Below are 16,987 nucleotides of genomic sequence, written 5' to 3'. Positions count from 1 at the left end.
ATCAAGCCCCTAAACTAGTCTGCAAATCCCTTCGGGTTAGCTTTAATGGACACAAAATCATCCTTAGAATTATTTGAATCCTGCAGCACCCGCCTGCCATTAACCAGCTCTTTTGTTTTCCGAATCACAGCATACGAAGATCGCGCACCACCGTCAACAGCCGTCCATCCCGCATCATTTTGAGCAGAAAACTTTTTTGGATATTGTGTTGAAGTAGAAGACTGAAGCTCAACAGCATCCAGTATAAGATCAATCGGTACCTGAATATAAGTCCCCGAGGTATTGACACGTCCATCAGCAAAAGGCAATCCATAGCCCTTCCACTTCTTTTCATTCCATACCTTATCTTCACGAAAGATAAACCAGCTCTGTTGCGCTGCCTGATTCATAATCAGATCTAACCCACTACCCCGGCGCAGCACCTCAACATTCGGAACATTCGGATTATCAACATCCGATGCCAATGGTCTTGACGTTCCGATATAAGGAGCATAATAAGCTTCAAAGTCAGCGTTGCTCAGATCTACCGTTAAACTCGGATCCTGAACAGCAATCACTTTGCCATCAGCTCCTTCATAAGGAGCCTTATGATTGGTCGCTGTAGCCGCGATCACCATACTTTCACCAGGTGCAATCGGATAATCCCGACCTTTACCAGGTAATCGCAGGATCGTTTGCGCATAAACGTAATCGGCATTTGCCTTCATGTCTGGAGGCATTTCATAAGATTTACTCCAATCGTATTGTTTACTATTCGCCTGGTAAGCGTACAGCGCATTGTTACTATTTGCTCCATAGGCTTCGGCAATACATAAACTATCGACATATTGAACCTGATTTGAATTGTTAAAGATCTCAATAAATTGATCTCTAAAACTCGCACCCAAGGTCGCATGCGAACCCGCATAATAGATCTGCTTGATCACCAATCCATTTGGATTAGAATTGCCGCTTACCAACGACAGATCCCAATGATTTTCAACTTCTCTACCGACCATTATTTCCTTTATTTCGGAACTAAAAGTTACGTCAAAGTCTTCTTCCCTATTCAACAATTGATTGAATAGATCGACCTTAAAAGTGGTCACAGCTTGGATTCTATACGTATTTGGCGCAAGATCCGGAAAAGCAATATGTCCATCCTGCCCAGTCTTAGCACTATAGATCAATTTTCCCTTTAACGAATAGATATTCACCGTGATGGTGTCCACAGGTAATTTTTCTTGATATTCCTGACTTGCATAAGTAACATCTGCCGTGATATCCACCGGCCCATTATTTGGCGTCAGCTCCTTTTGACAGCTGCTGAATGAACTCGTACAGATAAACAGCAGCATTAAATATTTTTGTAATTTCATATACTTAAAGTTTAAGTCGTAATTGTGCACCATAACTCGGTTTATCATTCGGAATAACCATCGTATTATCCGATCGTTTATACTGCGGACGATAATTGAAAACATTGTAAACATGAAATGTCAAGATCAAGCGTTTACTTATTTCTTTAGATAAATTGAGGTGAAAATTAGTATATACCCCCGGTTGGTTTTGGTTTCTCACTTCCTCAATAGGGATAAGTAGATGCTTATAGTCGATATTTTTTTCATCAAATTCATTAATCTCACGGTAGACACCATTTTCTGTAAAATAACCCAGCGGGATACCGTCAGTCGCTTGTGTATTGGTTCTATTCAAAATATTAAATTCGGTCGTAAAATTTAATAAGAGCTTAGCCTTTGGAATATGCGTACTCGAAGTAATTGCGGCATTACTTGTCCAAGTAGAACGCTCAAATACAGGATATAGACCTGTCACAGCATAATTTGGGTTATTGGTATTATTGGTGAAATTTCTAAAATTTTGAACCGGTCTATAAATTGATTTTGTGATCCCGCCACGCAGATTAAGCGATGTCTCAATCGCCGTCCATTTTGGTGTGGATAACATGAGTTCAACACCTTGATTTTTGTGGTTCTACCATTCACAAAAGTATAGCGGGACAAACGATGACGTTTAGTTCCTGAAGTAACATAAGGTACCTCAGCCTCTGGATCAGGATTGTCTACATAATTTGGCAAAATGATCGGTGTATAAGACATTTCGGAGTATACATCCCGATAATTTCGTTTACTATACACATTCACCCCAGCTCTAAATCCGCGGTGCTCATAGGCTACCGAGAACTCCAACTGTTCAGAAAGTGCAGGTTTCAGCTTGCTATTGTCTGGTGTAAATTTATCAACATAGAGCAAGTACACACTATTCGCCTCATCTACGGCACCATTATCTTTTACCGCAGTCTTTTGGTATAAGGGGATTTCATAGAAAACGGGACCTGGATATAACTGCGCCAATCCCGGTGCTTTACTTCCCCAACCATAAGCTAAACCAATACGCAAATCGGGGGTAAGCTCATAATTGATATTTGTACGCGGTGAAAAGGTCACATAACCTTCAAAGAGATCCAATCGTGTACCCAACCGCACATTCAGGTTACGGTCCGCTATAGTGGTTCTAAAAACATCTTCAGCATATAGACCGATTTGATTTTGAGCATGTAGCCGTGAAAAATCATAATATCGTTCCGAGCGATTGTCTCCATTTGCAACCGAGGTATTATTTCGCGGACGTGTCGGATCGACGATCTGCCCCCGCCCCTTGTTTTTAGAATAATTATAAGAGGATCCAAAATTAAACTGGTGCAAGATATCGCCCGTATGGAAACTACCATTCAAATCCAATCTGGCTGTAAAATCCACAGGCTTTCCCTCCAGATTGGTCACTGCCGTGTAGATACCAGAAGCATATTGTCCATTGGTGATTCCTACATCAGTTGCATCGGTATATATGATGTAGGTATTATTCATATACTGCTCTTTGTAGGTATTCTGATAGGTCTCACTATAGCGTACATTAAAACCAATATTAGTCAAGAAACTATTGTCAATTCTATAATTGAGGCGATTACCTATAGAAAAGTTATAAGCTTTATAGCGCAGTATGGTTGCCGTAGGATCATCTGGATCACGGCGTACATTATCCAGATGACGACCATAATCCGCTGTGAAGGTATTGGTAAAAGCACGGTCCTTTCCAGCGGCAGTACTCCACATCAGATTACTCCCCACACGGTCATACGATTTTAATTTATCGCGGTTATCATTATACGAACGTGTAAAATTACCCCCAAAAGTAAAAGCGCCCAGATTTTTTGTTTTAAACCCTTTTGTCAATCCGTATACCGTGGCATTATCACGAAGTTGCATATTAAAGTTGAAAGGAGTTCCACCCGCTACCCGATTGATAATAACAGCACCATTGGTCATATCCCCATATTTTGCGGAGGAAATACCAGCCACCACTTCCACACTCTCAATGTTGTCCGTCGCAATCTGACGTAAATCTGTTCCTCCAAACGTGTAATCACCGGTATATCGGTCGCCACGATCAGCACTCCCCATCAATCCCGATATACCACCGCCCACATAAGAATTACCCATTCCGCTAATCCCTGGATTAAGCGTCTGCATATTTGCATTATTAGAAAGTGCTATACCATCCATAATCAAAGCAATACCAAACGAATTATTTAATGAAAAAGGATCTTTTGTCCCCAGAGAATTTGTCCCCATCGAAGCACTGCGCAGATTAGCTTGTTGCACCTGTTGTAAAGAAGGCGCGGCAATCTTCTGTCCAGGGACCAAACTCAACAGATCATTAAGACTGAGCGCTCCTGACTGCTCAATCACTTCGCGGTTTATATACAGCGAAGTATTACTTTCTAAATTCTGATTCGTACGCGGAGTTACTGAAATTTCCTCAAGTCCCACACTTAATAACGGTAAGGTAACAGTCGATGCAACTGTCTGCTGTTTGTCCAGCGATAGGTTTAAGGTTGTCCCCTGCCTCCCGATCATCGAAAAACGGACTTCGGCAGATTTAAGACGGTGTGCCGGAAACTGGAATCTGAACGAACCATCTTGCTCAGTCAAAAAATATTGGTTCAATTCTCTAAAGAACACCGAAACCAATGATAACGGTTGTCCTTCCTCATCAGTAACTTTACCCGTTAAAAGACCTACAGAACCGTTATTAATTAAAATATTTCGTCCCGACAGCTTCATCTGTAAGTAGGTCTGCTGCTCCAGACTTTGTAAAATCTGTGTCAGGGAACCACTCATCTGTAAAGAAACCTTACGATTCAGATTGACGGTTTTTTCATCATATAGAAAAGTATAGCCCGATTGGTTTTCGATCTGCTCTAAAATAGATTTAAGCGACTGACTTTTACTTTCTACTTTAAGCTGTTGTGCAGTCACTGAAAATCCTTGACAGGTCAGTGCGACACCAAGAAATAAAGAACGAACCCAGATTGCGCTGGGCTTATTATTGTTTTTCATATTATTTTTTACGGACGATTAAGGTGTTAGATTCAAGAGAGAAGTGATATGAGGTAGTTAAAGTTAATTTTTCCAGCACCTGTGCCAAGCTTTCATGTGCAATCGATCCAGAAAAATCAAGCTCTATAGTTGCATCAGGTTGAAAAACAACACCATATTTACGAGCCAGCTGTGAACCAATTTCCGAATAACCTGCGTGCTTAAAGTGTAGAATTCCTTCCATTGTTTCGCGTTCTTTGGTTCGATCAAAAGGTTCTATTGTATAAGTTCCCAAGCTTTGTTATAAACAAATGCCTGTCCGGGCACGATCACCAGATGCATGCTCTCATTGGAGATTTCGACCTTTCCTGTAAATAAGGCAATCTTCGCTAATTTGTCTTCTTCAAAAGCATGAACATTAAATGAAGTTCCTAGCACTTTCACATCAAATTCACCAGCCTGGATAATAAATGGTTGGTCGGCATTATGTGCAACATCAAAGAAAGCTTCACCTTTTAGTGCAACCTTCCTTTCGCCTTCAGTAAATCTCTGAGGATAATTTAATGTCGAAGTAGGGCCTAATCGTACTTTTGTTCCATCCATCAACTGCATGTTCATGAACTTACCTGCAGGCACTTTTTGTTCTAAAAATTCCACTGTTGCCATTGGGGATTGCAGCGGAACCTGTCTTTGCTGGTAGAAAAAGATTGAAATACCCAAAACAACCAGACATGCTGCGGCATAGGGCAACCATTTGCGAAACTGAAATAAGCGGTTCACATGCCATTCATCAATCGCTTGAGACAGACGCAATCTTTCCGTTGCAATCTCTTCCTCAGACGGCATAGTCTGAAGCTGTAAAATCAACGTTTTACTTTCTAGGATCAAATGTTCATATTGCGGATTTTCTGCAATCCATTTTTGCCAGTAAATGAAATTTTCTGATTCCGGATCCAGACAATAGTCAATAAAAGAAGGATCACAGATGAGTTTTTCTATAATAGGGTTAACCATTGTTTTTCATGCATTTTAAGAGTAGTGCATGAAACCTTCGAATTTTACCTATTTTATTTATAATAATTTAAAATAAAAATCAAAATAGGCGTTAAATTACCTTTCAGGCTCTTTATGGCTTCGTAAATAACGTTATATACGGTCCGAACGGCCGCATTTTCCTCGGTTGCAATCTCTTCATAGGACTTGTTCTGAAAAAATTTCAGATCTATGTAGTGGCGCTGTTTTTGGTGAGCTTAGCCAGTGCAGCATGCAGCAACTGCTCTTTCTCGATGATTTCCTCTACCTTTATTTTTTGATCTTCCACAGATTCCTCAAAAGGTTCATTTAGTATACTCTCCAGCGAAGACTGTTGCGATTTAAGTTGCCGGTATATAATCCTCTTCAACCAAACAAAGACATAGAATTTAGGATCTTTGATTTCCTGCGGTAGGCGTTCATGCTTTTCCCAAAGTTCATAAAATAGAATATGGATCGATTCCTTTACGATTTCTCTATCTTTACCGATAACCATACCATACTGGAACAGAGACCTATAAATAGCATCATAGAAAACAAAGAAACTTTTCTTATCCCCTTTTGTAATATTGACCCAGTGCGTTTTCATTTTCGAGGTCGCTAAGATACTATATTGTTTAGATTAATTCCAAATAAAAAACAACATAGTCCTTCAGCTCAAGTCTTGGATATAATGGATTCATATTTAATTGCAAATCTTATTCCTTTTGACGATCGATATTCACAAACAATCACGCATACGGAAATTCTTAAAAACTACTGCTTTGGGTATAGCCATAAGGATGAATTTACAAAAAGGAACACGCTACCATATATTTGTTTTTTGTAACTTTGAAAAATGGAAAAGACACAATCAATCGAAGATTTTTATAAAACCAAACTCAATTGGGTACCTGACAATATCCGAAAAGAGATTGGCCATTTCAATGTATTCAGGCTTGATGATTTTGTTGGCAGCCATGCTAAACCAGTTCCATACATCAGAAAAGACTATTATAAAATCAGCTTGATCATTGGTAAAAACAAAATTTATTATGCCGATAAGGAAATCGAGATAAAAAAACAGGCACTACTATTTGCCAATCCTCAGATTCCCTATAATTGGGAATCTCTCGATGACGAGCAGTCCGGTTTTTTCTGTGTATTTACACCTTCATTTTTTCATCATTTTGGTAACCTAAGAAATTATGAAGTCTTCCAGCCCAATGGAACCCCTATTTTTGAACTGAGCGACGAACAAAGCGAAAAGATAAAACATATTTACCTGAGTATGTTCGAAGAGATCGATTCCGATTATATACACAAGTACGATGCATTGCGGAACCTGGTATTTGAAATTTTACATCAGACCTTAAAAATGCAACCCGCAAAAAAGATTGAAAAACAGGAAATCAATGCCTCACATCGTATTGCTATTTTATTTTTAGAATTACTGGAAAGGCAATTTCCCATTGAAGATGCAAGACAAAGAGTTCACTTCCGTTCCGCATCAGATTTTGCAGGTCAATTGGCTGTACATGTCAATCATTTGAGCAGAGCAGTAAAAGAAATCACACATAAAACGCCAACTCAAATCATTGCCGAACGATTGCTCCAAGAGGCTAAAGTTCTTTTAATCCAAACCGATTGGAACGTTTCTGAAATTGCATTTGCATTAGGCTTTACCGAGGTGACCCATTTCAATAATTTTTTCAAAAAACACTTAGCTATTAATCCGACTCAATTTCGAAATGTTAGAATTTCGTAAGGTATTGTTAGCTTTTCGTTATCCCTTCCCTCATCGTCGCCCTACATTTGTGTTATCATAAAAATCAAAACGATGGAAACACAAAGTATGGTTAGTAACAGGAGCCTCGAAAGGTTTAGGCTTATCATTAGTAAAAAAATTACTACAAGAGGGATTTCGGGTAATTGCAACATCACGGAACACGCAACCATTAATCAAAGAAATCGGCGCTATATCGAATCTATTCCTTCCGATAGAAGTAAACTTATCCGATAACGAGGATGTAAAAAAGCAATTGCAACAAGTATCGCACATTTTGGGCAACTGGATGTTGTTGTCAACAATGCGGGCTTTGGACAGATAGGCACCATAGAAGAACTAACGGACGGGGAATCAAGAAGCAGTTTTGACATCAATGTCTTTGGCACCTTGAATATCATTCGAAACGTAATGCCCCATTTACGTCAAAATAAATCGGGACATATTTTTAATATCGCTTCAATAGGTGGTTATTCAGGTGGATTTGCAGGTTGGGGTATTTATTGTGCCACAAAATTTGCTGTTGCAGGTTTAACAGAAAGTTTAGCTGAAGAAGTAAAAGGTTTCGGAATAAAAGCAACGGTTGTCTATCCGGGATATTTTCGCACCGATTTCCTTGCTAAAGGATCGGTCAAAACACCGCAGCATACCATAGCAGATTACGAAGCAGCCCGCCAATCTGAACAAGCACACTTGAATGACATTGATGGCAATCAGCCCAATGATCCCGAAAAAGCGGCCGATGTACTAATCGCGATAAGCAAAACAGAAAATCCACCGGTGCATTTGTTCTTAGGTAGTGATGCCTATGACGTCGTCTACAAAAAAATGGATTTCATCACCCATGATGTTGAACAATGGAAAAGTTATACCCTCTCAACCGCATTGTAGTGATGTTCTAAGGAATGAATGAAACCTTCAAGGATATTTTTCAAAATAATGCAGATATAATAGCAAGATTCTAACCTTCAAGAGTGCTTTGAAAAGAGGCTGATGGATACAATAAACTGTCCCAAAAATGGTTGACACTTTTTGAGATCAGTCCGAATGGTCATCAGTCTTTTTTCTTACGCTACCCCGTTAGCATCTTGTCACATCATCTCCCATTTAATTTTCACGTACCACACTTCGGTTTTTCTCATCTTCAGCAGCATTCACTTTCTTCGTATTTTTAATCGAACCTCCAAAACTATAAGTAAGATTCAGTTTCACCATACGCGTTTCAATATGATTACGCCAGTTCTGCTGTATTGGCCCACTATTTTGTTGGAACTTATTCTTATATGAATTAAAAACATCCATCACATTAAGTTGCACAGAAGCACGTTTCTTTAGAAACTGTTGCCTTACTCCTACTGTTAAATAAGCAAAAGCTTCATTGCTGATGTTTCGTTCCACACTTTTACCTCGATAATTAAAAAGGAATAAAAAAGAGAAGTTTTTATGAAGCAAAAAACTATTATAAGAAGTGGCGGAGATGCTATAACGGCCATCAGTCTGAAGCAAAATACCATCAAACTCTCCTTTAAACGGGCGCTTCGACAAGATCGCATTAGAACTGGTGTACCACCACGGTAATACCTGCTTGCCATACATCGCCTGAAGCGTAAAGTAACCTGCATGATCCGCATTTCCCGGTAATGTTGTGACTACAACATCTTCCACTGGCACAGTTATATTGGTAAAATCATCTACACTGTAACTGTAAGTAACACCTGCGTAAAACGCATTTTTGTACCCGTACCACAAGTCAGCATTATAAGCCAGTACAGGTCGTAATGCAGGATTTCCTTGTTGCAGGTTATTACTGTTAATGATCCGGATCAGTGGATTTAAACTTTCATAACCAGGGCGTTCAATCCTTTTATTGATCCCGAGACTAAGATTATGATTTTTAGTTAGCTTATAGTCAACGTGAACCGACGGAAAAGGATTAAAGTAATTTTTATTAAAGCTGTTCTTTCCAGATTGCTCCTCTCCCTGTCCATACGTATACTCACCCCTGATACCCAGTTGGTATGAAAATTTTTCACCAGTAGCACCATATGTCAAGTAGAGAGCCGAAATGTTTTCCTGATAATCAAATAGATCGTTCTGATGGCTTGCCCCTTCCCGGAAATCATTACTATTGTCGGAAAACACAAAACTCGTTTTCATTCCCATCTCGAACTGACGCCCTTTACCCAAAGGCTGTACATAATCCGTTTTAAAAGCATATACATGAAGGATACGATCTTGAGCAATCACGCTCGGCTGATCATCGAAAGGATCGAAAGAAACTGTTCTATTATTTTGATCATTATAGTTTGCATAGCGATAATAATCCAGATCCATTGTTAGATCCCTTCCCGCAGTATCGATCTGATGTTGCAGACGCAGTCCGGTCGAAAAGTTACCTGCATAAACAGCAACGTCGTTGCTAAACACAGAAAGTGACTTACTTTTAGCAATAACATCCACTTCTTCAATATGCGCTACTCCATCCCGCCACGATGTTTGAAAACCAGGCTTAACAGAGGCAGATAAAGTAGTACGCTTGGATAAATAAAAATCCATTCCCAAGTTGGGTGTGTAGTTGGCAATAGCCCTCGTGCTCTTCATTTTCGATATCGACTCCCCAACAACTGTCCCCGCATCATCTAAAAATTGGTTGCAATGTCCGTGTTGTAAAAATACTTATTGTAATTATAATCCAGATTCAGCAGCAGATTATAACCTTTTCCTTTATAATTGAGATTGACACCACCATTCGCTTTTCCATAAGTCCCTTTCCCAGCTCCTGCATAAACATTACCATCTAGACCGCCTTTGTAACTACGTTTTCGGATGATGTTGATGATGGCACCATTTCCGGCCGCATCATATTTAGCAGAAGGTTGACTAATCAATTCAACTTTTTCAATTGCTGCCGAAGAAATACCCTTCAGCAGACCAGACAATGCATCTGCCGAAAGTGCGCTCACTTTACCATCAATATAAATCTGAACCGATTTGCCGTTTAGACTAATTAGGTCTGATGCATCAACAGTAACCCCCGGCAACTGATTCATAACCTCCATTAATGGAGCTCCGGAACCAAGACCATTCAGATTGACGATCACTTTATCTGCCCTCCTTTCGATAAAAGGAAGCTTTGCATCAACCGTCACAACACCTAACTGTGTCGGTTCAATTTGGAGTGCAATACTCCCTAGGTTTATACTCGATACCGCAGTAACTTCAAAAGTTACAGTATAAGCTGACCTATAACCCATGCTCTTCACTTCAATCAAATATTTACCAGATGCGATTGCAAAACCAAAATTTCCCAAACTATCTGCCAATACCGTCTTTACCGTGTTTGAATCAAGACTATTTTTTAAACTAACCTGAGCATAAGGTATAAATATATTCTTTTCATTAACAACAGCTCCAAACACATTATTCTTTCTTTCCTGTGCATGAGCAGACATCAAACTGCATAATAGTAAGCCTAAATAGCTATAAAATCGAGTGGATTTAAAAATCAGATTGCCGATCATGTTTGGTATAAATTGGTATACCCAAACATACAACTAACAAACTAGTTATACAACTAATTTATTAGTCATCACAACTAATAATGTAATAAATAAATATAAACTACTGATTATCAGGATTAAAATTTATATTCATATGATAAAGAGATCGAACACGAAGACTATTTTGGACTGCTGGTTGCCAGTTCGGACTTAAAGAAATAATACGCAGGGCCTCGCTGTCCACTATAGGACTTAATCCATTTTCAACTTTTTCATGGGTCACTTCACCATTAGCTTCGACAATGAAACTCACTGCTACTTTTCCCCTTTCATTTGAGACCTTTTTTGAATTCTGAATCAAACTACTAAAAGCGTCAACCCCGCCAGGAAAAATAGCAGGCTGCACCCTACTGTCCGAATCCATCGCACTAAAATTTGAAATCTTCCACGAACATAGTACCACAACAAGCGCGGCCATAGGCACAAGCCCAATGTATTTCCATAAGTGTTTAACGCTGGACTTCTTGCACTGAAGCATCCTGATCCGGGCTTCCAGTAAGGAAGGATTATAAAAAGTATTCGTCAGCACCGGTCCAACTTTAAAAGATTTCAGAAAAAGAGTCATTGCATATTGCTTAGTGCTGCCGGCATATTTGACAGCATGTTCATCCGCGAGATATTCATGAACAAACTTAAGACTCTTCGATAACAATATATGAGCGGGTTGAACCAAAAAAATACGGCAATCAATTCGACAAAAATGATATCCAGTGTATGTAACTGTTTAACATGAACCTCTTCATGCGCATTTATTGCGTCAAAATCCGATAGATCTGGATCAATAACTTTAGTTCTCCAGAATGAAAATGCTCTACCGATCTCCTGCGAATGCAAATGATTTTTTATAACAGCAAGTTTTATGACCAGCCATATAGCACTGCAGCTAACGCCAGTCCAGTATAAAACAGAAAACAGGTGAATTTGTATCTCCGCGACAGAAACCAGCTTATCTTTAGCAATAAAAGATAAAGGAATTTCCATCAGCACCATTTGTGGTAAGCCAAAAAGCGCCGAAAGGTTCAGCAATGGGAGCATCATCGATAAACAAAGTGTTGCTAACAAATAAATTCGATTCCATAAAAAGAAAGTCTCACGTTTGAGCACCAATTGATAAAACATATAAAAATGGTCATCGCGATACTCGACCAAATGAAGTAGAGCTGGTTTTCCACAGGACTTAGTCTTTAATTTTATCAATCATCTTAAGTAACTGTTCAGCATCCTTTAAGTCAATTTTCTTTTCATTAACAAAAAAGGAGAACATATCCTGAATAGAATTGGAGAAGTAATTGTCCAAAAATTTATCGGCCTCGAAACGCATATACTCCTCTTTTGAAATCAACGGATAATAACGGTGAGTTTTACCAAAAGCTTCGTAAGCCACTGCACCTTTTGTCTCCAAAATACGGATCATCGTAGACACGGTGCTATAAGCAGGTTTTGGTTCAGGCAATTCCTGTATGATTTCTTTAACAAATGCTTTCTCTAATTTCCACAGCACCTGCATCAATTGGTGTTCTACTTTGGTAAATTCTACTATTTCCATTGCTGATTCTTTTATACTCAAATATCAGCTAAATAATTAGTTATCACAACTAAAAGACAACTAATTATCCAGCAGACCGAAATCTCATGACACTATGAGATTTCGATCCGCTTATTTTAATACTGTTTCTGTTTTGTCCAGAAAATTATGAACAGCATCTTTAATATCAATGCCCGATCTTTCTGCCAATACGATTAACCACCATATATTTTCCCCTAGTTTATGTTCCAGCTCAGCTTCCGATCCCACTTTTGGCCAGCGTAGTTGTTGCGACATAATGTCCCGTCCGACCAACCCAGCATCAGTTAAATAAGCTAAAGCATCTTCTTCCACAGTCCATTCGCTGCCATGATGGGTCATCTCCAACTCGTGGTATTTTTTCCTGATAGTTATTGAGCGACGAATTATTTCGTCAAAATTATCTTTTTCCATGCTTATATATGTTTATACTACTGCGTAAAATCGGACATTACATACCGTATTTGGCCATTCTTAAATTTGAAATCAAATATTTCAACGATTCTACATTCGTGGAAACCTTCTGTATCTTGCTCTTCAAGATACGCATTATTATATTGTCCAAACCTTAGACCTATTTCTTTTGTGAAATGTCTCTTTCTAAAATAGGATCATTCGAGTGCTTATGCGAAATAAATAGTTTTCCTGTAATTTTATCAATTTAAAGATATTCAGGTACTTGTTCCAAAGCGACATCGTCAATATGGTTTAAAAACTGAAAATAATCTTCCATTATCTCTTTTCCAATTCTTTGTTTTTCTTGATTAATCACTCTCAATAAACATAAGCTCAAATATAGTTCAGCGACATATCGGGTGACATTTTCTGATAAATACAATATAACAAAGAACTGATAAGCCTTTTCAAGGTAATTATATTAAAAACAAAATAAAAAATATCTTATCCATAAATATTTATTAAATTAGATTTTAAATATCAACATATAAGTAGGTAAAACATCCTACTTGAAATAAGGTGAAAAGAAACGAAAAATTAGGTGATGTATAAGTGGCGATCAGGGGCGTTTTTCAAAAAGAAACGCCCCTTTTTTAGATCATGCAAGAAAGATATGGGGAGATATCAGGATAGATTTACAGATCAATTATATAAATTTTAAACTTTAATTATGATAAAAAACACAATCAAATTAGGCTGATAGCAGTCATCGCCCTCTTTTCATCCTGTCAAAAACGATAGGCCCTATCGAAACCATCCCGGTTGATAGTTTAGCGATCAGCTACGATACCATCCAGGTTTTTAATGAACTGCCTCGGGAGTCAAAGAATCTAAAAGACTTGGGCAATCATTTCCAGCATCAGATTTTACCGCTACCGGGTTTTACGTAGCACCAAGTGGTACATTATCCATTTATGTAGACCAGCTGGAGGACGGAACAGGTATCCCCACCTTATTAATAGGCACCTATTCACGCTATAAAGACAAATGGAATCCGACAGTTGTTCCGCTGACACAGGGCCTCAATACCATTCAGGCAGATCAGTACGGTGGTTTGTTGTATATACGGTATAATGCCAATGACAACAGCACACCTAGCGGTAAAGCACGGGTTGAATTTAGAGCAGGACATAAACCTGTTCCTCATTATGTGTTGGGAAAAACTACCAATGCACAATGGCAGGTCATGCTGAATACCTGGACCGAAGCACCCGATGTGTTATTAGAAAGCGAAGAGACCATGTTAGTCGCTTCCCGCGCAAAGGCCTTAGACCACAGACTGGAAAATCAAGAACAGCTCATGCAGACATACGATGAAATTGTCAAAGCAGAATATGCGATCAGTGGTATAGACGGTTCAGCGGCACAGCATGATGAGAATATCCATAAAATATTAATGACCGAGACCGATAATGCAGACTATTTCATGGTTGCCACCTGGTATCGGACTGCTTACTACACCTCCACAATGAATACACTACTCACAGTAACCGGTGCTAGAAATGACGGCTGGGGTCCGTGGCATGAACTGGGACATATGCATCAGCAGTCTGCCTGGACATGGGAAGAATTAGGTGAAACCACCGTTAACATTTATTCTTTGGCTGCGGAACGAAAAATGGGCGCTCAAAACTCGAGGCTGACCCGTGATAACGTATGGACAGAGGTCATGGACTATCTCATCATTCCTTATGCTGAAAAAGATTTTAATGCATCAAGTACCAGCGTATTTGCGCGCTTAGCCATGTTCCAGCAACTCTGGTTAGCATTTGGAGATACTTTCTATCAAACTTTGCACAAAGAAACCAGAATAGAGCAACCTAATGTGACGACAAGAGCACAGAAGATGCGCTATTTTATGTTAAAAGCATGTACAATTTCAGGTAAAAATCTAAGCGGTTTTTTTCGCAAATGGGGACTTAAAGTCGATGAATCAGTATATACAGAAATACAGAATCTCAATTTACCTACGCCTACTGAGGATCTTACGACTAAGACCGATGATCCTAATTGGGAAAATAAGTGGCTCGTGATCGATTACACCAATCAGGAAACCGGTGCAGAAAATGGAAGGGCAGCGAATATAATTGATGGCAATGCCAATACATTCTGGCATTCACGCTGGTCCAGCAATCCCGAAACATATCCCTATTTTATTACAGTAGATATGAAAACCAGCAAAACGGTTTCCGGCTTTACGCTTACCCAAAGAAATGGTTCTCGTAAAGTAAGAGAAATTGAAATTCAGGTGAGTCAGAACAACGCAGACTGGAACAGTCTAGGAACATTTACCCTGCAGGAAAATAGTGTACCACAAAACATTGACTTACCATCAACCCAATCCTTCCGTTATTTTAAACTTGTTTTCAAATCCGCATTTGATTTCACCCAAAATGCCGCCATGGCAGAAGTATCGGTTTATTAAACGCTGAAATTATATTTTAATGTGATGCACAACCATACATTAAGATCAAAAGTAATAGCATAAAAGGGATTGATGGAAAAAATTATCATCAGTCCCTTTTTCATAATCTTTACTAACTCGAACGTAAATATTGCCCTCGATACCTCCTTTATAATTTTTTTGTGTTAAAATAGTGATAATCGCAACATTTCCTTCCAAATCATATTTAGCAGAACCATTCACAAATGAATTCTACTATTTCTATTCTGCCGAATTTTGCCGTTTATGCTAACAATAAAATAAGCTTTTCAGTACGTACTCCTAAAACATTGCGTCTTGGCTTCGTCAAGATACTCTTCATATCACCCGACGAGTATTTTTGTCATGTATAAATCTTTTTGAGAAAAAAATTTTAGAATTCAATTCATTAATCGTAATATTGCGATATACAAAATCATCAAACCATGGGCGCTACAAAAACGATTCACTTTACCGACCAGCAAAATAATATTGCTAACATTGCGAAAGCACTTGGTCACCCTGCTCGTATTGCCATTATCGAATACCTATTGAAAGTAAATGCCTGTATCTGTAGCGATATTGTTGACGAATTACCACTTGCGCAATCCACAATTTCACAGCATCTGAAAGAACTAAAAAATGCGGGATTAATAAAAGGGAATATCGAAGGAACATCCATCTGTTACTGCATTGATGAAAAAACTTTCGGGATCCTAAAAGCCTATTTTGGTAATATAATCCTATCCGTAAACAATCAAAAATGCTGCTAAGAACTGCTTAAGGCTAATGCCTTTTAAAAAATAACTTAATTTTTTTTACACACAACTATCGTAATATAACGATATAATAAAATAGAAATACTATGAAATTATCAGAAATCAAACAAATCCTTCCAACATTAGAAAATGTTGAATTTCAATTAGAAGATGGAACTTTTGTAGCAGAACATTTCCACGTAACCGAAGTCGGTCAGATCAATAAAACTTTTATTGATTGCGGTGGCGTTACGCGCACCGAAAATACTGTAAATTTCCAATTATGGAATGCCGATGATTATGAACACCGTTTGAAACCAGGAAAACTGGCGCACATCATCGAACTCTCAGAAACAAAACTAAATATCGGAGATCATGAGATTGAAGTAGAATATCAAAGTGGTACAATTGGAAAATACGGATTAGCATTCAATGGTAAGAATTTCGTCTTAACGAACAAAACCACAGCCTGTCTAGCACAAGATGCATGTGGCATTCCAAACCCTTTGCAGGTAGTCGATGCAAACAGTTGCACACCAGGTTCTGGCTGTTGTTAATCAAAAGACCGATATGAACACAAAACTAGTAAATACCATTTCGGATATACTCAAATCAGCAATTAATCAAGGGCGCAAATCTACTTTGCAACCCTTGATTGACTATATCCAGGGTAAAGTTACAGCTGACTCAGCTATCAACATCAATTTTATCTGTACGCATAATTCACGTAGAAGTCACCTTTCTCAGGTGTGGGCACAGATCGCGGCTGCACATTACCAAATACCAAACGTAACTTGTTATTCGGGAGGTACTGAAGAAACCGCACTGTTTCCTAAGATTGTAGAAACATTTGAAAATGCAGGCATTGAAGTCAATATCATTTCTAATACGTCGAACCCGGTTTATGCACTCAAATACGATAAAAATATACTACCGATAATTGGATTCTCTAAAAAATACGACTCCCCTTTCAATCCTGAATCAAATTTTGCAGCTGTTCTAACCTGTTCACAGGCAGATGGCGGATGTCCTTTTATTGCAGGAGCAGAAA

Annotated in this window: 17 protein-coding genes and 1 pseudogene; 6 read left to right on the top strand and 12 right to left on the bottom strand. The window is 38.7% G+C overall.

Annotated features, from left to right (window positions below; all coding sequences use genetic code 11):
- Positions 1–14: 14 nt before the first annotated feature.
- The 6 genes from L950_RS04030 to L950_RS04005 all read right to left on the bottom strand — a co-directional run bounded on the left by L950_RS04030 (position 15) and on the right by L950_RS04005 (position 6,000).
- Positions 15–1,358 (bottom strand): DUF4876 domain-containing protein, encoded by a 1,344-nt coding sequence (locus L950_RS04030; RefSeq protein WP_021192068.1) that lies wholly within the window; start codon positions 1,356–1,358, stop codon positions 15–17.
- Positions 1,359–1,362: 4 nt separating this feature from the next.
- The gene (locus tag L950_RS04025; protein ID WP_031289494.1) at positions 1,363–1,815 is read right to left on the bottom strand and encodes a hypothetical protein; all 453 of its coding nucleotides are present in this window, start codon (positions 1,813–1,815) and stop codon (positions 1,363–1,365) included.
- Positions 1,812–4,400, bottom strand: coding sequence for a TonB-dependent receptor (locus tag L950_RS04020; protein ID WP_031289492.1), 2,589 nt, complete (start codon positions 4,398–4,400; stop codon positions 1,812–1,814). Before L950_RS04020 ends, L950_RS04025 begins: the two co-directional genes overlap by 4 nt.
- A 1-nt stretch (position 4,401) precedes the next feature.
- Entirely contained in the window at positions 4,402–4,674 is a 273-nt protein-coding gene (locus L950_RS04015; RefSeq protein ID WP_021192067.1) for a DUF4974 domain-containing protein, read from the bottom strand.
- The gene (locus L950_RS25755; protein WP_021192066.1) at positions 4,656–5,393 is read right to left on the bottom strand and encodes a FecR family protein; all 738 of its coding nucleotides are present in this window, start codon (positions 5,391–5,393) and stop codon (positions 4,656–4,658) included. Before L950_RS25755 ends, L950_RS04015 begins: the two co-directional genes overlap by 19 nt.
- Before the next feature lie 208 nt (positions 5,394–5,601).
- Positions 5,602–6,000, bottom strand: coding sequence for a sigma-70 family RNA polymerase sigma factor (locus L950_RS04005; RefSeq protein ID WP_021192065.1), 399 nt, complete (start codon positions 5,998–6,000; stop codon positions 5,602–5,604).
- 249 nt (positions 6,001–6,249) lie between these two features.
- Between L950_RS04005 and L950_RS04000 the strand changes: the two genes are divergently transcribed.
- Entirely contained in the window at positions 6,250–7,158 is a 909-nt protein-coding gene (locus L950_RS04000; RefSeq protein WP_021192064.1) for a helix-turn-helix domain-containing protein, read from the top strand.
- Positions 7,159–7,300: 142 nt separating this feature from the next.
- Positions 7,301–8,067: pseudogene (locus L950_RS03995) on the top strand (SDR family NAD(P)-dependent oxidoreductase); the annotation flags it as partial.
- A 216-nt stretch (positions 8,068–8,283) separates the two neighbouring features.
- On the opposite strand, the gene L950_RS03990 reads toward L950_RS03995, so the two are convergent.
- The 6 genes from L950_RS03990 to L950_RS03965 form a co-directional block, all read right to left on the bottom strand.
- On the bottom strand, positions 8,284–9,777 hold the full coding sequence (locus L950_RS03990) for an outer membrane beta-barrel family protein (RefSeq protein WP_084825361.1): 1,494 nt from the start codon (positions 9,775–9,777) through the stop codon (positions 8,284–8,286).
- Between the two features lie 38 nt (positions 9,778–9,815).
- Complete coding sequence (locus L950_RS03985; protein WP_084825360.1) at positions 9,816–10,697, bottom strand: TonB-dependent receptor; 882 nt, start codon at positions 10,695–10,697, stop codon at positions 9,816–9,818.
- Positions 10,698–10,797: 100 nt separating this feature from the next.
- Positions 10,798–11,301 carry an energy transducer TonB gene (locus tag L950_RS03980; protein WP_084825359.1) on the bottom strand — a complete coding sequence of 168 codons (504 nt, stop codon included), beginning with the start codon at positions 11,299–11,301 and terminating at the stop codon, positions 10,798–10,800.
- Positions 11,298–11,933 (bottom strand): hypothetical protein, encoded by a 636-nt coding sequence (locus L950_RS03975; protein WP_031289489.1) that lies wholly within the window; start codon positions 11,931–11,933, stop codon positions 11,298–11,300. The genes L950_RS03980 and L950_RS03975 overlap by 4 nt, the downstream gene beginning before the upstream one ends.
- On the bottom strand, positions 11,914–12,282 hold the full coding sequence (locus L950_RS03970) for a BlaI/MecI/CopY family transcriptional regulator (RefSeq protein ID WP_021192059.1): 369 nt from the start codon (positions 12,280–12,282) through the stop codon (positions 11,914–11,916). The genes L950_RS03975 and L950_RS03970 overlap by 20 nt, the downstream gene beginning before the upstream one ends.
- A 111-nt stretch (positions 12,283–12,393) precedes the next feature.
- Positions 12,394–12,714 carry a MazG-like protein gene (locus L950_RS03965; protein ID WP_021192058.1) on the bottom strand — a complete coding sequence of 107 codons (321 nt, stop codon included), beginning with the start codon at positions 12,712–12,714 and terminating at the stop codon, positions 12,394–12,396.
- A gap of 1,096 nt (positions 12,715–13,810) precedes the next feature.
- Here L950_RS03965 and L950_RS03960 point away from each other — a divergent pair.
- The 4 genes from L950_RS03960 to L950_RS03945 all read left to right on the top strand — a co-directional run.
- On the top strand, positions 13,811–15,181 hold the full coding sequence (locus L950_RS03960; RefSeq protein ID WP_084825358.1) for a M60 family metallopeptidase: 1,371 nt from the start codon (positions 13,811–13,813) through the stop codon (positions 15,179–15,181).
- Between the two features lie 443 nt (positions 15,182–15,624).
- Positions 15,625–15,951, top strand: a complete 327-nt coding sequence (locus L950_RS03955) for an ArsR/SmtB family transcription factor (protein WP_021192054.1) — start codon at positions 15,625–15,627, stop codon at positions 15,949–15,951.
- Between the two features lie 92 nt (positions 15,952–16,043).
- Positions 16,044–16,493, top strand: coding sequence for a DUF6428 family protein (locus L950_RS03950; RefSeq protein ID WP_021192053.1), 450 nt, complete (start codon positions 16,044–16,046; stop codon positions 16,491–16,493).
- A gap of 13 nt (positions 16,494–16,506) precedes the next feature.
- On the top strand, positions 16,507–16,987 hold a 481-nt coding region (locus L950_RS03945; protein ID WP_031289486.1), incomplete at its 3' end, for a protein-tyrosine-phosphatase.

The sequence above is a fragment of the Sphingobacterium sp. IITKGP-BTPF85 genome, assembly GCF_001006065.1.
GTDB lineage: Bacteria > Bacteroidota > Bacteroidia > Sphingobacteriales > Sphingobacteriaceae > Sphingobacterium > Sphingobacterium anhuiense.
Note: the sequence above shows the minus strand (reverse complement) of the source record. Positions and strands in the feature narration are given on the sequence as shown.

Coding starts and splice junctions, on each gene's coding strand:
- L950_RS04020 (WP_031289492.1), bottom strand. CDS start 4,400: ATGAAAAACAATAATAAGCCCAGCGCAATCTGGGTTCGTTCTTTATTT.
- L950_RS25755 (WP_021192066.1), bottom strand. CDS start 5,393: ATGGTTAACCCTATTATAGAAAAACTCATCTGTGATCCTTCTTTTATT.
- L950_RS04030 (WP_021192068.1), bottom strand. CDS start 1,358: ATGAAATTACAAAAATATTTAATGCTGCTGTTTATCTGTACGAGTTCA.
- L950_RS03955 (WP_021192054.1), top strand. CDS start 15,625: ATGGGCGCTACAAAAACGATTCACTTTACCGACCAGCAAAATAATATT.
- L950_RS03980 (WP_084825359.1), bottom strand. CDS start 11,301: ATGACTCTTTTTCTGAAATCTTTTAAAGTTGGACCGGTGCTGACGAAT.
- L950_RS04005 (WP_021192065.1), bottom strand. CDS start 6,000: ATGAAAACGCACTGGGTCAATATTACAAAAGGGGATAAGAAAAGTTTC.
- L950_RS03965 (WP_021192058.1), bottom strand. CDS start 12,714: ATGGAAAAAGATAATTTTGACGAAATAATTCGTCGCTCAATAACTATC.
- L950_RS04000 (WP_021192064.1), top strand. CDS start 6,250: ATGGAAAAGACACAATCAATCGAAGATTTTTATAAAACCAAACTCAAT.
- L950_RS03990 (WP_084825361.1), bottom strand. CDS start 9,777: ATGAAGAGCACGAGGGCTATTGCCAACTACACACCCAACTTGGGAATG.
- L950_RS03950 (WP_021192053.1), top strand. CDS start 16,044: ATGAAATTATCAGAAATCAAACAAATCCTTCCAACATTAGAAAATGTT.
- L950_RS03970 (WP_021192059.1), bottom strand. CDS start 12,282: ATGGAAATAGTAGAATTTACCAAAGTAGAACACCAATTGATGCAGGTG.
- L950_RS03985 (WP_084825360.1), bottom strand. CDS start 10,697: ATGATCGGCAATCTGATTTTTAAATCCACTCGATTTTATAGCTATTTA.